The sequence below is a fragment of the Halalkalibacter flavus genome (genome assembly GCF_036663575.1).
Classification (GTDB): Bacteria; Bacillota; Bacilli; order Bacillales; family Bacillaceae_D; genus Halalkalibacter; species Halalkalibacter flavus.
The window spans coordinates 47,741-66,159 of the sequence record NZ_JAWRVK010000023.1 but is presented as its reverse complement, the minus strand read 5'-3'; the positions used below and the strand labels follow the sequence as shown (position 1 = coordinate 66,159).

The 18,419-nt window shown below is 35.9% G+C and carries 23 protein-coding genes and 1 pseudogene; 12 read left to right on the top strand and 12 right to left on the bottom strand.

The features are described from left to right. From SAY88_RS15545 to SAY88_RS15535, 3 genes are all read right to left on the bottom strand, one after another. A partial coding sequence (locus tag SAY88_RS15545) for an IS4 family transposase (protein WP_332632849.1) occupies positions 1-815 on the bottom strand: 815 nt, incomplete at its 3' end. A 775-nt stretch (positions 816-1,590) separates the two neighbouring features. Continuing rightward, positions 1,591-1,839 (bottom strand): hypothetical protein, encoded by a 249-nt coding sequence (locus SAY88_RS15540; RefSeq protein ID WP_332632847.1) that lies wholly within the window; start codon positions 1,837-1,839, stop codon positions 1,591-1,593. Between the two features lie 126 nt (positions 1,840-1,965). Next, complete coding sequence (locus tag SAY88_RS15535; protein WP_332632845.1) at positions 1,966-3,222, bottom strand: YheC/YheD family endospore coat-associated protein; 1,257 nt, start codon at positions 3,220-3,222, stop codon at positions 1,966-1,968. A gap of 462 nt (positions 3,223-3,684) precedes the next feature. Between SAY88_RS15535 and SAY88_RS15530 the strand changes: the two genes are divergently transcribed. From SAY88_RS15530 to SAY88_RS26045, 3 genes and pseudogenes are all read left to right on the top strand, one after another. Continuing rightward, positions 3,685-3,816, top strand: coding sequence for a hypothetical protein (locus tag SAY88_RS15530; RefSeq protein ID WP_431308882.1), 132 nt, complete (start codon positions 3,685-3,687; stop codon positions 3,814-3,816). Positions 3,817-4,096: 280 nt separating this feature from the next. Beyond that, positions 4,097-4,282, top strand: a complete 186-nt coding sequence (locus SAY88_RS15525; RefSeq protein ID WP_332632843.1) for a YheC/YheD family protein — start codon at positions 4,097-4,099, stop codon at positions 4,280-4,282. Positions 4,283-4,305: 23 nt separating this feature from the next. Continuing rightward, positions 4,306-4,698: pseudogene (locus tag SAY88_RS26045) on the top strand (CotY/CotZ family spore coat protein); the annotation flags it as partial. Between the two features lie 77 nt (positions 4,699-4,775). Here SAY88_RS26045 and SAY88_RS15520 read toward each other — a convergent pair. Further along, positions 4,776-5,537, bottom strand: coding sequence for a YheC/YheD family protein (locus SAY88_RS15520; protein ID WP_332632841.1), 762 nt, complete (start codon positions 5,535-5,537; stop codon positions 4,776-4,778). 1,143 nt (positions 5,538-6,680) lie between these two features. On the opposite strand from SAY88_RS15520, the gene SAY88_RS15515 reads away from it, so the two are divergent. Continuing rightward, complete coding sequence (locus SAY88_RS15515; protein WP_332632839.1) at positions 6,681-6,944, top strand: DUF2564 family protein; 264 nt, start codon at positions 6,681-6,683, stop codon at positions 6,942-6,944. A gap of 51 nt (positions 6,945-6,995) precedes the next feature. Here SAY88_RS15515 and SAY88_RS15510 read toward each other — a convergent pair whose 3' ends face one another. Next, positions 6,996-7,304, bottom strand: a complete 309-nt coding sequence (locus SAY88_RS15510; protein WP_332632838.1) for a HesB/YadR/YfhF family protein — start codon at positions 7,302-7,304, stop codon at positions 6,996-6,998. 142 nt (positions 7,305-7,446) lie between these two features. Between SAY88_RS15510 and SAY88_RS15505 the strand changes: the two genes are divergently transcribed. The 4 genes from SAY88_RS15505 (at position 7,447) to SAY88_RS15490 (ending at position 9,964) form a co-directional block, all read left to right on the top strand. Then, entirely contained in the window at positions 7,447-8,964 is a 1,518-nt protein-coding gene (locus tag SAY88_RS15505) for a carboxypeptidase M32 (RefSeq protein WP_332632836.1), read from the top strand. Between the two features lie 71 nt (positions 8,965-9,035). Beyond that, complete coding sequence (locus SAY88_RS15500) at positions 9,036-9,335, top strand: hypothetical protein (protein ID WP_332632834.1); 300 nt, start codon at positions 9,036-9,038, stop codon at positions 9,333-9,335. A gap of 145 nt (positions 9,336-9,480) precedes the next feature. Then, positions 9,481-9,816, top strand: coding sequence for a hypothetical protein (locus SAY88_RS15495; protein ID WP_332632832.1), 336 nt, complete (start codon positions 9,481-9,483; stop codon positions 9,814-9,816). Positions 9,817-9,838: 22 nt separating this feature from the next. Beyond that, positions 9,839-9,964 (top strand): hypothetical protein, encoded by a 126-nt coding sequence (locus tag SAY88_RS15490; RefSeq protein WP_332632830.1) that lies wholly within the window; start codon positions 9,839-9,841, stop codon positions 9,962-9,964. A gap of 18 nt (positions 9,965-9,982) precedes the next feature. Here the strand turns inward: SAY88_RS15490 and SAY88_RS15485 are convergent, their stop codons facing one another. Together SAY88_RS15485 and SAY88_RS15480 are read right to left on the bottom strand one after the other, a co-directional pair. Beyond that, positions 9,983-10,693, bottom strand: a complete 711-nt coding sequence (locus tag SAY88_RS15485; RefSeq protein ID WP_332632829.1) for a YwaF family protein — start codon at positions 10,691-10,693, stop codon at positions 9,983-9,985. 37 nt (positions 10,694-10,730) lie between these two features. After that, positions 10,731-11,399: a 3'-5' exonuclease gene (locus SAY88_RS15480; RefSeq protein WP_332632827.1), complete on the bottom strand. Its 669-nt coding sequence runs from the start codon at positions 11,397-11,399 to the stop codon at positions 10,731-10,733. A gap of 232 nt (positions 11,400-11,631) precedes the next feature. Between SAY88_RS15480 and SAY88_RS15475 the strand changes: the two genes are divergently transcribed. Both SAY88_RS15475 and SAY88_RS15470 read left to right on the top strand, forming a co-directional pair. Continuing rightward, positions 11,632-12,630: an NADPH:quinone oxidoreductase family protein gene (locus SAY88_RS15475; RefSeq protein ID WP_332632826.1), complete on the top strand. Its 999-nt coding sequence runs from the start codon at positions 11,632-11,634 to the stop codon at positions 12,628-12,630. A gap of 102 nt (positions 12,631-12,732) precedes the next feature. Continuing rightward, positions 12,733-13,083 carry a hypothetical protein gene (locus SAY88_RS15470; protein ID WP_332632825.1) on the top strand — a complete coding sequence of 117 codons (351 nt, stop codon included), beginning with the start codon at positions 12,733-12,735 and terminating at the stop codon, positions 13,081-13,083. A gap of 84 nt (positions 13,084-13,167) precedes the next feature. On the opposite strand, the gene SAY88_RS15465 is transcribed toward SAY88_RS15470, so the two are convergent. The 3 genes from SAY88_RS15465 to SAY88_RS15455 are packed head-to-tail and all read right to left on the bottom strand — an operon-like array spanning position 13,168 to position 15,046. Then, a complete protein-coding gene (locus SAY88_RS15465; RefSeq protein WP_332632823.1) occupies positions 13,168-13,566 on the bottom strand; it encodes a VOC family protein in 399 nt (132 codons plus the stop codon). Continuing rightward, a complete protein-coding gene (locus tag SAY88_RS15460; protein WP_332632821.1) occupies positions 13,563-14,354 on the bottom strand; it encodes a phosphosulfolactate synthase in 792 nt (263 codons plus the stop codon). The genes SAY88_RS15465 and SAY88_RS15460 overlap by 4 nt, the downstream gene beginning before the upstream one ends. Further along, the gene (locus SAY88_RS15455) at positions 14,351-15,046 is read right to left on the bottom strand and encodes a 2-phosphosulfolactate phosphatase (protein WP_332632819.1); all 696 of its coding nucleotides are present in this window, start codon (positions 15,044-15,046) and stop codon (positions 14,351-14,353) included. The genes SAY88_RS15460 and SAY88_RS15455 overlap by 4 nt, the downstream gene beginning before the upstream one ends. A gap of 231 nt (positions 15,047-15,277) precedes the next feature. Here SAY88_RS15455 and SAY88_RS26040 point away from each other — a divergent pair, with 231 nt between their 5' ends. Beyond that, positions 15,278-15,421 carry a diguanylate cyclase domain-containing protein gene (locus tag SAY88_RS26040; protein WP_431308881.1) on the top strand — a complete coding sequence of 48 codons (144 nt, stop codon included), beginning with the start codon at positions 15,278-15,280 and terminating at the stop codon, positions 15,419-15,421. 293 nt (positions 15,422-15,714) lie between these two features. Beyond that, positions 15,715-15,945 carry a hypothetical protein gene (locus SAY88_RS15450; protein WP_332632817.1) on the top strand — a complete coding sequence of 77 codons (231 nt, stop codon included), beginning with the start codon at positions 15,715-15,717 and terminating at the stop codon, positions 15,943-15,945. A gap of 134 nt (positions 15,946-16,079) precedes the next feature. Here the strand turns inward: SAY88_RS15450 and SAY88_RS15445 are convergent, their stop codons facing one another. Both SAY88_RS15445 and SAY88_RS15440 read right to left on the bottom strand, forming a co-directional pair. Next, positions 16,080-16,205 carry a hypothetical protein gene (locus tag SAY88_RS15445; protein ID WP_332632815.1) on the bottom strand — a complete coding sequence of 42 codons (126 nt, stop codon included), beginning with the start codon at positions 16,203-16,205 and terminating at the stop codon, positions 16,080-16,082. Positions 16,206-16,310: 105 nt separating this feature from the next. Next, positions 16,311-18,356 (bottom strand): molybdopterin oxidoreductase family protein, encoded by a 2,046-nt coding sequence (locus SAY88_RS15440; RefSeq protein WP_332632813.1) that lies wholly within the window; start codon positions 18,354-18,356, stop codon positions 16,311-16,313. Positions 18,357-18,419: the final 63 nt, after the last annotated feature.

Below are 18,419 nucleotides of genomic sequence, written 5' to 3'. Positions count from 1 at the left end.
GTCAGTAACTGAAGTTCATTTCCTTTTGAATCAATCACTCTTAGAAGACGAAAGTAGTTCTCCGTGCGGTTTTGAGTTGTACCAATCAACACCATTTGATCGGACAGAACAGTCGAATTCTCGGGTAGTTTAAAATCGTAAACTTCTCGTATGACTGCGTTTTTACGGAGTCTAGATAGAAAAAAGTAACCGTCATCTGTCATACGGTCAAAGCGTTCATAGTCTAGGTAGCCACGGTCAAACACATACATGCATTCCTTGTCATCGACCATGATTTCTAGTTGACCACGATCATGTTCCTTTGCCGTTGTTAGCACAGCCTTTTCAGGATAGGAAATCCCTTTTTCCATAAACACAAGGCGCAAATGTAGCTTTACCCCGGCTTTTGTTTTTCGGAATTGTGCCCACTTATGATTGGTCAAATTGAGTGGCAATGTGCTTGAATCAATGATTTTTAACGGCATGACTAGTTTGGTGTAGTGTGTTTTGGCATGAATTTGTGCAACTAAATCCAGGAAAAGCCTTTGAAATAAATCTGGATTCATGCCATTTAATCGTCGTGATAGCTGAGAAATACTGATCGAATCAAGGTTGATTCCTTTTTGAAGCTGGTCATTGAAAAGACAATCACTCAACGCATGAAGACTTTCAACTTCTTCGAGCTGTGCGTAGAGTAATAATTTTAAAAATGATTCCGTCGTAAGTTTCTTTGTATAGAAATCTAATTTCAATGTTTTCACCTGTTCTTCAAATAGTTGAAGATTTATTGGTGAAAACCATTGTCCAAATGAAGTTTTTCGTGTAATCTTATCCATGCGTATGTTCCTTTATTATTGGATTTGGACGGGATTACCACCTGACTTATCCATTATAAAGGACTTTTTTTATGCAAAAAATATAATAATTGAACATTTTGAGTATTCTTAAGAGTTGGATTAGATTAATGCAACACTAGTGATATCAAGTAATTCTTTAAAAACTGAATTGTAGCTAAGCAAAAGAAGAAGGAACTATATTCATACTTTATTTAAGTTAAATTGATATCAGGTTCAGGGTTAATCATAATAATTGGTGAAGATGCTTTTTTGTCCAATTTAAAATGTAACCTATACAAAAGGGTTATTCAGTTACATAGAGTCTTGGGTAGGATCTATGGGTATAAAAAAAGCGCCTATTAAGACGCTAAAATTGGAGGTGTTAACTTTTGTAGCTAACCTATTAATTATTGTATGTGAGTTTTCCTAAACTGCTTAGGTAAAAGGGACGTGCTAGTAAAAAAAGGCTTATAATAGGGGATATAAATGTTTTAAAACCAAGGTAATAGAAGAATGAGTTGTGAGGTTCTCATTAAAATTCGTTAATTAGCAATATGCTATACGTGACATGGCTTGATGGGGCTCAATTTGAACAAGTACAAATATAAAAAAATATTTTAGGATAGTTAAGAACCGTAATTCTAAGCCGAATAAAAAAACAACTCCTTAAATTCAAGGAGTTGTCTATTGATAAGAAGTTTCTCTTCCTGATCTTAATATAGCAATTCTAGAATCAAAAACAGTGGTTTTCGTGTGACCCTTTTTGATGCTTTTACTACGCATTATTTGCAGGTTGAGCCTGAATTAAAAGAGTAACTTCACCAATACCTTCTACTGTGATTGTTTCTACTAAATCTACAGTTGGACAAGGAATTGTTAAAGGCACACCAAGAACTTCAATAGTAACGAACCCATTCACTTCGGGAAATGCTGCTTCTGCAAATACTGTGATCGGATCGGGAAGTACAACCCCACCTATTGCTGTTATCTGTACAGTAACTAAACAAAATGCTGCTACGCCCATTCGTAAACCTCCTTTCATCCTTTGTGTTATAGATTATGCCTCTTCCCTCATTTTGTCTGGATATTTAAACTAGTAAAAAGGTACAATTCGAGCTGGCTGTAGAGATAAGGTGACCTAGAGCTTTTTTCATTTCTTAGGAGGCAATTTAGTTAGAAAAAGGGCATATTGTAACGGCTTTAAATAGACGGTTCTCGTAAGTTGTTCGTCCTTTATATGCTTAACGAACTTCTTCTGTGTTCTACCGTTTACTTCGATAATCCACGGTTTGCCTAGATGATCGATTCCAAAATCTACACTCATTTCCCCTAAATGACCAAGCTTTCTTTCGATAGCTTTGGCGGTTTGTATACTGACGTCTTCCATGTCTTTTAGATTAGTTGTTGAAAGCAAGTTCTTTCCCTTCTGCATATCATCGATGCTTCTTAACTCAGTAGAGAGATTAGTAAGGTAAGAATCGACCGTCCCCACTCGGCTAAATCCTCCGGAAGTCGTCCATTGACCATGATGATTTTTCTGCACGTACACACGGACATCGTAAATCTTTTGATCGATTCGGTCTAAAGGAATAAACTGTTGAATTAAATACCTCTTATTAGCGATTAGCTTATTTACTCCTCTCACAAAATCATGTTTATTTGTTGTATAAATTTTTGAATGTAATCTGTCATTATTAATTAATTCAAGAAACTCTTTTTTAAAGTCTTGTTTATTTAACGTTTCCATTTCTGTTTCCGTATTTAAGCTCAAACCCTCTTCTTTTAAAGGTGCTAATAAGGATGATAATAATGTCTTGGCTCTTGTACTGCTATTTGATAGATCGAAAAGTCTCTCGATTAATCCATTGACTTCTTTAATAGAATTCTGTTCATTCGTTGTATTTCTTTGTGGGTACACATTAGAGTATAATCTGTAATCATTATTTGTTCGTACAACCAAATAAACACCACGACCTAACTGGCCAATACTTGGTTTGAGGATCAGTTTGTCGTATTTTTCCATTAATGATGATAGGTTGCTTGAGGAATACAGATGAGTTTCTGGTACATTATGACAAGCTGCGCTGTCTTCTAATGCGTTGTGAATTTCCCACTTATCAAATCTGGTTTTACAATTAAATACTCTTCCTATTCCAATAAGCCTTTCTAGCTTGTTAACTGTAGTTCTGTTAGCCGAGTAACATCGGTTGTAGACTGCTTTAGGAAAGGAACATGTTTTCCATTTCCATCTCCCATTTCTGAAAAGAAGTCCGCGAATCTGTTTCTTCGACCATTTAATTCCTCGAGGCCGAAATACTAACAAGTCGACATTTAAATCTTTTGCTCCTTCCAATGCCGTTATAGGCTTTGGATTGTGAACCATAATACCAATTAAAGTTTTTTTCATAGACATCACCTAAAATAGTATATGCGGTCAAGCTATGCCTAGTTTAGTCTATTATCTTGAGGTTTTGTCCAATTTATCACCTCTTAGTAGAATAGACATTTCAAAAAGTATAAAAAGATTAATAAAAAAATTATTAGGATTAAAGAGTAATACGAAAACAAGAGTAGGTATCATCAATAATAATCAAATTTATTAATGAAAATTCTCTTTTTTGAATTGAATTGTAAAACAATTTTAAGAGGTTACCAAAAGGTGAAAAGTGACCTTTTAACACTAAAGTTTAGTTTGACTAGTTAATTTATTTGCAGAGGGGACTAAATCAAAATTATTTAAACTATATTCAATTTCAGCTGTTACTCCTGAAAAAGAATTGACCATTCACTTTTGGAGGCCCCTACTAAGAATAGGACAAATTAATTTCTATATGGTTTTTTTGGGGGAACGTTTACGGGAGTTGAGATCATGCGGACAATTGTGTTCATTGAAACAAATAAATCTGGTTCAAGCAGGGAAGCAATCAATTCAGCAGAACGGAGTGGGCTATTTGACTGTTCTTTTAACAAAAAGAAAGAAGTTTTTGTTGCAACGAAGTGAATTTCCTGATGTGCATCAGATGTATTATGTGAATTGTATCGATATCAAGCACTTAAAGGAGAAGATTGGTTTTCTACAACTATAAGGACATTGTTTTAAAGCCACTTTACGAACAAAATATTAACTATGTTAAGGAAACTGAAGAAACATTTTTCATTCAACAAGATAAAAACAATACAGTTTTAATGAATTCAGCAGAATTTAAAGATTTTATAACTTCCTTAATAAATAACATGACTTACCTTGCACAAGCGTTTATAGAATCAAATACGAAGAGTGGATGGCAACTCATTTGCGATTGCATGTACAAAAAGATGGAGAGGGAAATTGGAACTTAACTGCAATATCTCCTTGTATTGCAAAGCAAGGGTTTGTAGCTAATATTAGCATTGGTGGCTATACCAAGATATTTGAAGATTATTTAAAACAAGAATTTGATGAAGAGTATCATAACATTAAAAGGTAAAGGAATGTGTTAATCTAACGAACTGTATATACAATTCAGCAATCAAAATCGAAAGGTTACAAAATAAACATGAATGTTCTTATGATAAAATTATTATACCAATCATCTTATATAGAAAAGATTTCTCACCACTCAAAGCTTTTGGAAATGTTGGAGATGTGGAAGGTGATTGCTTTGGGTGCTTTTTAGACGAGTATTTTAAAATTGAATTTATTTGCAATACAGCTTGTTGTGGAAAATTATCGTTGTTACGTCCCATTGACGAAAATGGCTGTATAGCAAAATCGATCTGTGAAACGGCTCGTTTAGAGGAAACGGATTATTGTATAGAGGTTAATTTTGATTGCTTTTGTGCTCTCCAACGTTTATCAATGGCGCTAGTAAACCGACCATTAGACGCTATTCACCCTAAATGAATAGAAACAAAAGAGGATAGGAGAGGAAATTCCTCACTATCCTATTCTTATAATGAGACTCTTTTAGAATTTAGAAACTAATCGTTATTATAAGCTTTATACTTCTTAATCGTTCGATACATACGTAAATCACTTAATTTACGAAATCCTCTAATGCCAGGTAAAGAGTTTGCTTCAATGATCCAGACTTTTCCACTTTTATCAACGGCAAGGTCGATTCCCCAAATTGTTCGTTTGGGAAAGGAAGTAGTTAAACTTTTTACAGCGTTTAATGCGACCGAGTCTAAATCGGCAATGAGTTTGTTTACGTTTGAATTTTTAATATTAGACTTTTCAAGAGCTTTTTTCACAGTAACCACACGGGCCCCTTTTTTCAAATTTGTAGTGACCAATCCAGCTCTTGCTATTTTTGCATATTTACCTGTTATTACCCAGTCTGAATTCATTCCTTTTCGCTGAACGATATAACGAAAGTCAATTGGCTTTTTGTTTACACTTGCTAATGGGATGAAGTATTGAACGATGTATGGATGCTTTCCTTTTTTCATTTTGTGTAAATAAAGTTCAAGGTTTTTCCTCTCTTTTATTACCTTCTTATTGCGACCATTATGAACCTCGAATACTTTCTCATTTAATTTGGAAATTTTAATTACATTTTTACCTCCGAAGCCAATTAAAGGTTTGACAATCACTTCTTGATGTTTATGAAGCATTTTCCAAAAAGAAAATTTACTAAATTTATATGTTTCGGGCACGTGCGAGGTTAGGTGCTTATTTTTGATGAAAAGTTGGTTTTTATACAGTTTACTTTCTCGTCGATACCAATACTTTCTACCCAATGTTATATCACCTCAACGCGAGATTTCTTATAATTGATATATGAGGTTTTTATAAAAATGATTGTTTAAATGTCCCTTTTCTTAAACATTAGACCAATACAGGCTGTTTACTGACTTAAGTTTCATCAAAGGAAAGTTTATCTAATGAAAACGTCAAAAGTCCGAGGGTAGAATATTGGGGGGAAATTTCACGTACTGTATTGGGAAGATTTGAAAAGAATAAAAAGCTAAGCTAAGTCCATTCTATTATTGAGGTTAGAGAAAGCTTAACCTCCTAAAACCATATCCCATCAAGTTGATGTTGACATATACAATAGGAGATTTCACGATTCAAGTCACAGGAGATATAAATATCTTTAGTGACAAGTTCTCGTTCGAACCAGATTGTACTATGAAATATGATTCTTGAGTTTAGGTAATGGTACGTTAGAGGAGAAAGTCTATGACTTTCTTCTCTTTTTATGTGTTAAAGAAATAAAAAAAGAAGGGATGACCAACGCAATTGATGGTCATCCCTTCAAACCAAACACCTTACTTTCTTTATTCTCTGCGGCCGTATCGATTATTACGTTCCATAGACACCCCTCGTTTCATTTATGTTATAAATAACATTCTTGAAAATTCTGGAATGTGTACAATAGAATCACCTCAAACATTTGAGAATCGAAAAGCTTTACTAGTAGTACCCTATGCGGTCGTAACGATTATTGTCTTTCACAGACACCCCTCATTTCATTTATGTTATAAATAACACTCTTGAAATTTCTGGATCCTGTTCAACGCTATCACCTCATTAAAGGTTGATAAAATCGTTCACATACTATTTAGTAACTCTCTGCGGCCTTAACGATTATTGTCTTTCACAGACACCTCATTTCATTTTATGTTACAAAGAACATGTTTGAAATATTTGGACTGTGTACAACGCAACCACCTCATTAGAGTTGATCAATCGTCGAATTGATAAGTGGTGAATGGTGTGTGAGAAGCAATAACTGCTCCTCGGTTATTATGATGTCCGCAAAAGAATAAAATATTCTCCTCATTTCAAATTTTTTTCTTACTCCAGTAAAAAGTATGATTTTGTAAGATATGGACAACCTGAAATTGAAGATTGTCATTTAGTTGAAGGGAGAATATGCTATGTCAGAACATTATAATCAAACGGGATTTAACGACATAAAACAAGTAGAGATGTCTGTACTGTCTGCAGAACATATGGTTGGTAAAGCAACAAGAAGTATGGATGAGGAGCAGCTTGAGGCTGCAACAAATGCGTTAAATGATGCGAAAGCGCAGCTTCAAAGAGCCATGGCACATCAAACTGGTGTTGATCAAGCTTTTTTTGAAATGTCGCAAGAGCTGATAGCCAAAGCAGATCATCAACTGAAGGAAGCAAAAGAATAAGTATGAGCAATCAATAAAAGGACGCCCTACTAGGAACGTCCTTTTTCCTTTTTATATATTTTCAGGATGATCAAGTTGTTCGAATTTAGGATTTGAAAAATGTAAATACCCTAAGTCTTCGTCATAGTCAATCGTCATCCCATCCAAATACCAAAAGTCATCTTCAGTTACAAAAAAAGTGATCCCATTTTTTTTGATCTTATATGATGTTGGGGTTGGATCTGCTTTTATTACACCTACAGAAAACCCACCAGATCCGATACCTCCTACTCTTACAAAAAGTCTAAGTGAATCCCCTTGTTTTAGCGGTATTTCCTTTATATATAATGTTACGGCTGAATCTGTAATCGTTACATGCAATGGTTTTCCCTCCTCGTAAAAACAATATCATAGCAGTCGTCATTTTTCTATAATTTGATTTATCGTGCAGGATAAACTTATTCGTATAGCGAAATGACTAAGGATGAATTTAAATATTTGAGTAAAGGTGGGACATCCAAATATGACAGAACAAATACAAAATCTTGAGTCAGAATTTAGGCAGTATGTAAAGAAAATGGAGGACTACGGGCAAGCGCTTGCTCTATTAGCTTGGGATTCACGTACAGGTGCTCCGAAAAAAGGGGTATCACAACGATCAGAAGTGATCGGTACATTGTCATCAGAAGTATTTGCATTGTCCACTTCAGAAGAAATGGGCAATTACTTAAAAGCATTACGCGAGGAAAGTACATATAGTGAGTTATCGGAAATTACAAAGAAGACAGTTGATGAGTGCTATAAGACATATGAACGAAATGCGAAAATCCCGAAAGATGAATTTAAAGAATATGTCATGCTGCAGTCTCAGTCTGAGTCATTGTGGGAAGAGGCAAAAGATAAGGCTGACTTTGAATTGTTCCGTCCCAACTTAGAAAAATTAGTGGAATTCAAAAAGAAATTTGTTGGTTATTGGGGTTACGAAGGTCACCCATATAACACATTGTTAGATGATTATGAGCCAGGTGTGTTTGTTGATACAATTGACAAAGTGTTTGGAGAGTTGCGTGACCAACTGATTCCGTTAGTAAAAGGAGTGATGGAGTCATCTCATCAGCCAAGAACAGATTTTCTCTTCAAGAAATTCCCTAAAGAAAATCAACAAGCATTAAGCCTAGATATTTTAAAAGAAATTGGCTATGATTTTGAAGCTGGTCGTTTAGATGAGACCGTTCATCCGTTTGCAATTGGGATTAATCCTAATGATGTTCGTGTAACGACTAAATACAATGAAAATGATTTTCGTGTAGCGTTATTCGGAACGATACATGAAGGCGGTCATGCTTTATATGAGCAAAATATTTCACAGGAATTAATCGGAACGCCGCTTGCTGATGGAACATCAATGGGAATTCATGAATCGCAATCGCTATTCTGGGAGAAATTCGTTGGGAAGAATTTTGGATTCTGGGAGCGCAACTATGACTTACTAAAGAGCCATTCATCTGGTCAATTTGATAATGTATCATTAGAGAATTTCTATTTTGCTGTGAATCAAGCAAAGCAATCTCTAATCCGAATTGAAAGTGATGAGCTAACTTACTGTTTACATATCATTTTACGTTATGAACTTGAAAAAGCTCTTATGGAAGATAAGATTACGGTTGCTGAACTTCCACAAGCTTGGAACGACAAAATGGAGGAGTATTTAGGTATCCGTCCTTCTCATGATGCCGAGGGTGTTCTTCAGGATGTACATTGGTCGTTTGGGGCATTTGGCTACTTCCCATCATATGCTCTTGGATATATTTATTCAGCCCAAATAAAAGAAGCGATGGAGAAAGATTTACCTAACTTTGATCAATTGGTGAAAGAAGGTGAGTTTGCTCCAATTCGTGAATGGTTAACGAATAAAGTTCACCAACATGGAAAAATGAAAAAACCAGCTGAGATTATTAAAGATATTACAGGTGGAGGCATTGACTCTAAGCCGCTTGTTCGTTACCTGGAAGAAAAATACCGCAGATTATATAAGTTTTAGGTGAAGATGGTTGGATCTTAGCTTTTTTGGCAAGACTATTGACACAATCTTTAGTTGGAGTGAAATAGCGAATGCGTATAGTTGAAATGCATCCAAGGGAAGAGAGTTCAGTAATAGCTTTAGAGACGGATCCACAAACTTATTTTCATGGTGAGGCAAAAATTCTTAGTTTCACATTAGGAGAAAAGAAATATAGCTTCGTTTGTCACCAAGATGGTGTACAAGTAAAGAACAATGAAGTTAAAGCTCTATATGGTCCAGCTATCGTTTGCGGTGAAGCGTTACAAGGACTATCTGAGCAAGAAGCAAGCCTCGTACAGAGATATATGAATGACTATCAGTTTGATTTATCTAATATATCCTTGCATTGAACTAGATTACGTTATGTAAAAGGGATTGAACATGGAGGTGACGAAAAGGGGAATTGAGCCTTTTGAGTCACCTCCTTCTTTTTTGGGTGAAACGAATTGTAGAAATAGATCGTTTTATTATAAAAAGTAGGTAGGTGAAAAGGTGATGTTACCGTTAACGAAAAAGGCATGGATCTCTTTTTTTAGTCCGTATTTTCCCCAAAAAAAGAAGCAAGTCAGTTTAGAATCTTTAGTGAAAGAAAAAGCAAACTTATCAAGCGAAGTATGTAATGTAGAAGACCATTGGTTGTTACTTTGTAATAACATTTACGTTGATATAAGAGAGGCGTCACTATTTGATGAAAATTTACGTGCTATAGAGATTGATCAGATTAAAGAGGGGGATATAGTCGATGTATGGATAGAAGAGAGTGAAGTGATTCGCACGTATCCAGCATTAGCTACCGCTCGTATGGTTAGGACCAAAAGTGACCTGCACTAAAATTGAAAGGAAAAGACACGAAATGAAACGATTATGTTCTGTACTACTAATAATTTCTTTTTTAGCTTTTATTACTGTATTTACCTATATTGGAAGAGGGGAAGTCGTTCCTCTTTATACTGAAGAGATTGAATCTTCTCCACACTAAAACAAAGAACATTCAAGCTTACTTGAAACGCTTTTGTTTAATTAAAAACGGAAGATAGAGGAGAAGAAACATCACCAAAGCAATAACTTCAAGGGAAAGAATATACCAAGGGTATGGTCCTAAGAAGTCAAGAATGCTCGGGTTTTGCGGTTTCCGAGCAAGAAACATATAATTGGCCCCCGTTGCGATATTAATAAAGAGTGCGATAAGGGCAAATAGGTTTAATACAATAAATGATTTAAAGACGGATCTAAGTGTAATGCTTGCTCCTTCTACCCATACCATATATAGGATGGCTAAGATAATAGCAAAATGGGCTATGAAAAAGTGTAGATAGCGAAAGTGAGGAAATGTGTAAAATAATTCAGGTGTGATGAGTGCTTGCAAAGCCCCTGCCAAACCAAAAAAATAAACAATTTCAAATACAAAGCGCCTCTTCGTGATGAGCATAAATATACACAAATAGAGGCTTATTGTACATAGTTGTAAAGGTAAGTTGAACCGAATATCCCAAAGCCCTACAGAAATACTCCATTTTATGATGCTTATTTCAGATAAGATTAAAGTGACAATAAGAATCCAGCGACCATATTTCCTTAAAAAAGGGGAATGCCGGAATAAAAAAAGCAAAAAAACGAGCACAGCGAAAAGAACTAACGTTGTTATATGGACAGGAGAAAGAAAGAGTGCGTCGTTTACATAAGATCCTCGTTCAAATATAGCTGTCACACCACTCCTCCTTTACTAAATAAAGAATGTAGACGTATTAAGTCGGTTTATTAGACGAGTGTAAGGCAGTCGTGCGTTCCTTCTTATTTTGTCTTTGGTCTGTATGGCGAAACCTAGATCGCTTATATTTTTTATATTGGTTAAGGATTTCTTTTTCGGACAATGTATTTTCTTGTAACTCAATTCTATCAATAAACTTAATAAAAAGTTCGGCTGTATTTATCGCATCATCAATCCCTCGGTGTGCTTTCCCTTTTGGTTCGATTCCTGCAATTTTTAAAGCATTTTTTAATCCTAATTGATTGTTTGGGTTTTGAGTTATTAATTTTCCGATCGGCTTTTGGATGTCATTGTAATTTCGTAGCCAATCTAGGTTTATCTTGTTTTGAGCAGCTTGATTAATAAAATGTGCTTTGTCGTCTTTTCCCCATGAACATAAATAATAGTCATCACCAAGCCAGTTAGCAAATTGCCGAATAGCCTCCTCGAATGATACGGCTTTATCTACATCCTCTTCTTTCATTTTAATGAACTTTCTTGTGCTTTTAGAGATATGACCTCGTTTTGGTAAAATATAGAGCTGGAACTGGTCAATGATTTCTTTTTTCCCAAGGTGTACTTTACATGCCCCAATTTCAACGATTTCACTAGGCTGACCTTTTCTAAATCGTTTGATGAGTTCCAGATCAAATATGACGGCTACCAACAAACATCATCCTTTCTTCATTCCTACTTATACTCTGCGCTTCAAAGACTATTTAAATGCAAATCATAGGCAAAGCATTTTCCTTTTATTATTATTGTAGATTGAAATTGATCTTCAGTCTTGTCCAAGCCATTAATTTGTCAAAAGAAGTGGAAGGAAACGCCAGTGCTGTTACAGAAGTAATTCTTATAGCAGTAGGATTATTTAAATAAACGAGACAAGACAAGAGAGGATGAATGATGTGAAAAGTCAGTTTCAAGCATTTGTTTTAGATATAGTAGACGGAAAAACAAAAATGGAAGTAAAGCAGTTATCGACATTTGATTTACATACAGGAAATGTGACGATTCAAGTTCAGTACTCAAGTGTAAATTTTAAAGACGGATTGGCCACGATTCCAAATCAAATTATTCAATCATATCCTCTTATTCCAGGAATAGACTTGGCGGGGACAGTGCTTGAGTCCGAAGATGAACGGTTTTCTGAAGGAGACGAGGTCATTGTAACAAGTTATGAATTAGGGGTTTCTCATCATGGGGGTTTTAGCGAACTAGCACGTGTTCCAGCTGAATGGGTCGTGCCTCTCCCAGAAGGATTAACTCTTAAAGAAGCCATGACCATAGGGACGGCAGGATTTACTGCAGCTTTATCGATTCAACGTTTAGAGGAAAATGGCTTAACTCCTGATCAGGGACCAGTACTTGTAACAGGAGCAACTGGTGGTGTTGGGAGTCTTGCTGTAGATATGTTAGCTAAGTTAGGTTATGAAGTTACTGCAAGTACAGGAAAAGAAGAGGAACACGACTATTTACGTCAATTAGGAGCATCAACGGTTCTTCACCGTAATGATTTAATTGCCGAAGATAAAAAAGTGTTACGAAAGCAGCTCTTTTCGGCTGCGGTTGATCCTGTCGGAGGAAAAACGCTGGAATTTGTTCTTGCGTCACTGAAGTACGGCGGTTCTGTTGCTAATAGTGGGTTAACGGGTGGAACGAAGGTCGAGGCGACAGTGTTTCCATTCATTTTAAGAGGAGTAAATTGGTTAGGAATTGATTCCGTTTATTGTCCAATGAACACACGAGTAAAGGTATGGGATCGCTTAGCAACTGATTTAAAACCAGTACATTTAAATAATGAAGTTGTTACAGAAGTTTCACTAGACCAATTACCAGAAGTGTTGGACAAAATTGTTGCTGGCAGCGTTCGTGGAAGGACAATTGTGAAGCTATAGTTGTCTTGTGAAAAAAAACTGGAATTTCACACATATTTCATTCCATTCAAGGTTAATTTACTTTTGTACCAATAACATTAAACCTTTAGGAGGAATGAAACTATGTTTCAACAACCGAATCAAATGAGTTCAATGACATCCATGAACATGTCATCAATGACAGGGCAATTACAGCAGATGCTGCACCAAATGCAGCAAATGGAACAACAACATGCTTCTCAATTAAAACAAATTACTAGCCAGCTTCAACAGATTGCTCAGCATGAAGGGATGGCAGGTCAACAAATTCAACAACTTTCTCACATGTGTAACCAGTTAATACAAGAAAATCAGCGCTTATCTCAAACTCAATCTATGCATTCCATGCAATCTACTTCTATGCAACCAATGACACATAGTATGAATCATATGAATACGAATCAAATGAATCAAACACCTAACCAATTTCAATAATTCTAGGTGTTACATACTTTTATGTCATTTGATGTTGTAAGGCGGTTTATCCCAAAAGGTCAAAAGCCTTTTGGGATAAACCCATTAGTAAACCATTTCAATATCATGATAATATTTAAATTCCAAAAGGTTATTGGCAGGATCAATTAAAAAGAACATGATATGTTCCTCTTGCTTTCCTTCAAAGCGAGTAGTTGGCTCCAAATAGAACGGGAGAGCGTTCGTTTTTGCTCGTTCAAGAAGTTGATCAAATTCTTCCTTATTAATAAGGGTGAGTCCAAAATGTCGTGGGTACATTTTTGGTGATAAGTCAATGTCATTTGGATTCAAATGACATACCAATTGATCTCCAAAAAAATTAAAAGTAACCCGGTCGTCATACCTTCTTGCCAATTTACAGCCTAATTTCTCATAAAATTCTACTGTTTCATCTAACTCCTTACACGGGATCGCGAGGTGAAACAATTTGTTTGTCTCTCTCATTTTTCTAACTCCTTCTTATCAAATAAATTAAACGTATCAGAGCGTAACCCTAATCGAAGAGTTTCCAATGAAATGGTGTCGGTAAAAGGGATATTTGCTAAGTTCACATTTGAACCGAGTAGTTGTATGAAGAATGTTTGCATCTTTTTCGTTGGGGCTTCAAAAATAATATCCTCCTTATTAATGGAAGAGGCAAGTATCTCTTCAATAACGTGATAGCGCATGTCTCCATTGCTTTGACAAATACCACTTGTACCACTTTCTCTGGCTTCTGTCATTACTTTTATTGCTCCTGCATCCAAATCCTCGTGTAACTGTTCAACCCATTCAGATGTGCAGCAGTTATCGGATTTTTCAGAGTCTTTACTACCTACCTCACTAAAAACATGAAAGTCTGCTGAGAACTCAGATATATATTTTGCTTTTTCTTTATTTGAAAGATCGATCGTTCCGTTAGAGATCTCAATGTATCTACAGTTGTACATTTTACAATAATCATAATATTGATCAATTTTATTTTGACTTAGAAACTTCTCAAAAAGAGTTCCGCCAAAAAAATAATAAATGCTATGGTCCATTAAACAATTTATTTTCTCTTGAAGTTGTTTCGTTATGAGAGACGTACCCCAGCCAAATTTAACAAAGTCGATCAATTCAGGTGAGCTAGTGATGACGTCTTGAAATGCATGTAACGATAACCCGTTATCAATTAACACAGTGAGTCCTTTTGTTCTCGGCTTTACTTGTCTTTCTGGAAGAATTAATCCAGAAGTTGATGTGACATTCATACGTTTTTCCTCTCAATCACTGGTATTTTTCTGTTTTTGTTCACTTCCATAATGAAATAGCTGTTGTGCTCCTTAGAGCAAAAGCTTATATCCTCAGGATCAAAATCTGAATTTGTTTCATCAAAAAATTTCTGTGAAACATGTGAGTGAATAATTCTAGTTATCACTTCTGTGGCGGTGATCGTATTCGATCCTAAAATTACGTTTTTTATATACTCTGCACAGGCTAAATCATCATCTCCGGTAGGATGAGAAGCAATGATATTAATGAGGAGCTTCTTATCGGCTAATGAATATAACTTCCTAACATATTCGGCTGTACATTTTGCGTTTGAAAAGCCAGTAACAAAGAGGTGTTTCGTATTTAAAGAGTGTAGCGTTGCTTTAACACCATTTGTTGTTTTTTGAACAAGAGTTGTATCATTCAACCTTTCCTGTGAAATTTGTTTAGGAGAGTTACTTAAGTCAAATCCTCTTATCGCAATGCCGTGTTCTTCCCCAGCTAGAAGGTAATGTGGATGTGTTTTTTTCAATGCTTTTGCCTCGTCAGTCGACTCAACAAGTAGTATGTTTCTCACTCCTCCTAAAAAGGCATAATGAGCTACTGTGAATGCACGTATGACGTCAATAACAATATTGATATCTGATCGTTCCAACTCGAGATTATTTCCCTGATGTATGGCAATAGTCATTTTATATCTCCCCTATAACAGGCTTAGTGTCACGGTTACTATATTCGCCTAGCAAAAGAGATGTTACTAAAAACTGCCTGTATTATTACTGAACAAAAAAATACGTGAAGAACAATTAAGACAACTTGCTTACAATAATGATTTAACTGAATTACCGAATAGAAAGCTTCTAGACATCCAATTAAAAAAGCATTAGCACGATCGAAGCGTCCTAATCATTCTCTTGTGACAATGTTTATCGATTTGGATGGATTTAAAAAGGTGAATGATACGTATGGTCATGAGAGTGGGGATCTCCTATTAAAAGAATTAGGGACGATGAAATGTAAATTTTATTACATTTACTGTATTTTGTCACATTGTCGAATAGCTTGAATAGAATGGAGCTACTAACAGATAAAAAAGTTAGTAGCTTTTTTTAGTGTAATTAAAGCAACGTGCAGAACCTTTGCTTCTTCATACAAGCACTAAAAAGGTTAGATTAGTTTTAATACTTGTGTTGTTCTATTTTTGTCTAATTATTGAAATAAGCGATTATTTTAATGAGAAATATTCTGACGAAAGGTTTGAAGGGACGACCATGTGAGGTATAAGATTTGAAAAAGTACCGAATGAAATGTCAATTTTTTACTATAAATTGGATTTTAAGAAGAAAGGTGTGATTTTCTTTGATTGAAAACTACTTAGAGGAACGATTTGGGATTGTTCAGGAAGACATATTGGTTTCTCCTGCAACAAACCAAAAAGCAACGGTCAAAGAAGTCTTACGCATAATTGAACAAAGAGGACATGCGGATCGAGTATTAAGAAAGATTAAATCCATCCAGTCTCTAGGGAGAAAAGGGGTAATTGTTTATTTAACCGGGCAGTTTGAATTGGATCGAAGAAAATTTAAATAGAAGAAGGGTTATCGCACAAGGGCAAAAGCAGCCCTGTGCGATAACCCTTACACTTGGGTTTTGAAAGTAAAAAGAGTAACAGAAACCAATCCAATGGAAGAATAGAAGGTTGCTGTTACTCATTATTTTGTTACTTATTCGGATTGATCATTTTTCTTTGCCTTAAAGAGGTCCTTTAAAGAAGTCTTTGCTACTACTTTTTGATCTTCTTGTTTTTCATTCTTGTTTTCCTTGTGCGCATACCATGAAATAATCTTCAATTTAAGCACCACCGTTCATTGTTTTAATTATTATTTTATATACGCTTTGTCCAAGTATATGAATGTAAGTGATTAATATGACAAAAAAGTAGTATTACTAGATTTCTAGGATAACTCTTTCGAACAAGCAACACGACCTGAAAAGAAAGTAGCCCCTCCGCCCATATCGGATAGACGGTCAGGTGTTAACGCATTGACAAGTTGCTTCTTCCCAGGCATATCAGCCCATAAACCTTGACTGACAAGAACACCAGGAAGAACATTTTCTCCTACTGCGGCCATTAATTCACATTCGCCTTGATTGTTCCAGATTCGAATCATGTCACCGTCTTCAATTCCGAGATTTTGTGCATCCAATTGACTTATATGAACTTTAGGTTCTTTTTCTAACGTTATGTGCTTATCGTTATTTGAAAACGTGGAATTTAAGAAATTATGATTCGGGCCAGGAACAAATAGAAAAGGAAACTCTCCGTCATCAACCAAAGGTATGTGCGTCGGTAACCCAGGATATCCATCTTTGATCATAGTTTCTGAATAAAGTTCAATTTTACGACTTGGAGTAGTAAGGTTGAGTAAAGAAAATGACTTTCGATCTGCTTTGATATACAGCTTTTCATCTAATTCATCAAACTGTACATCTTTTAAGAAAGGATTCTCTGGATGATGGACAGCTTGACGAACTAATTCTTCGTCTGAGTCTTGTAAGGTATCGTCTGTAAAGCCCATGGATCTTGCTAACAAGCGAAATACTTCAGTGTTTGACTTACTATCTCCAAAGGGTTCTACAATAGGCTTTTGCATATGAATGTAGTGATGCCAATAAGACGTATAGAAATCAGTGTTCTCAAAAGCTGAAGTTGCTGGTAATACTACGTCTGCAAATGTCGCTGTTTCTGTTAAAAATAAGTCATGAACAACGGTAAACAAATCCTCGCGTGCTAACCCTTCTCGCACTTTGTTACTATCAGGTGTGACGACTGCAGGGTTGCAATTATAAATAAAAAGTGACCTTACAGGAGGAGTTGTTTCTAGTAACGCTTTTCCTAGTTCGTTCATGTTAAACACGCGAGTTTGCTTATCTTTAAGTAGATCTGGTCGCTGCAATGCTGCCGAATTGTGTGACAAAAATCCTGAATTTGATTTAAGCGCACCACCGCCTTTTTCAAGCCATGCTCCTGTAAGGGCTGGCAAACATGAAATCGTCCGCACAATCATCCCACCATTATCGTGGTGCTGTAACCCATTCCCGATACGAATAAGGGAGGGAGAAGTCGTTGCGTACATACGAGATAATTTATAAATGTCATCGACTGGTACGCCAGTAATCACAGAAACCGTTTCAGGATCATATTGTTTTACATGCTCTTCTAATTGTTGATACCCAACCGTGTATTCTTTCATAAATGGTTCATTAACTAACTTTTCTTTAAAAAGAATATGCATCATTCCAAGAGCTAGCGCGCTATCAGTACCTGGAACAATCGGAATAAACCAATCAGCCATTTTGCCTGTTTGATTTTTATGAACATCAATGACGATGATTTTCGCCCCATTTTTTCGAGCTTTTTGAGCCAACATCATTTGGTGCATGTTTGTACTTACAGCATTAATCCCCCAAAAAATAAAAAGTTTCGTTTCCGTTGTTTCCTCAGGGTCTGTTCCATATGCTCCACCCATCGTATAGCGATAGCCTACAGACCCTGCAGCTTGGCAGATGGTCCGGTCAAGCTGACTGGCACCTAGTCGATGAAAGAAGCGGCGATCCATTCCTTCTGCATTAATGTTTCCCATATTTCCATAGAAGCTGTAAGGAAGGATTGACTCAGGTCCTTCAATTTCAATTAATTTTCGCCAGTTTGAAGCAATGATTACGATGGCTTCCTCCCAAGAAATAGGAGTAAAGGTTCCTTCGCCTTTAGCACCGACACGTTTTAGCGGAGTCGTCAGTCGCTTCGGATCATAGAGACGTTCTGTCATATGTCGAACTTTGTTGCAAATCGCTCCTTGTGTAACAGGGTGATTAGGATCACCCTCAATCTTGACAATTTTTCCCGCTTTTTTATGTACTAATAGTCCACACTGATCAGGACAATCTAAAGAACAGACCGATGGGAAAATTCCGTCTTCTTTTGATATAAATGATTGCATAATATTAACCCTTTCCAAAATGAAGTTAGTAGATTATATCATTTAATTGAATAGTAGAAAAGT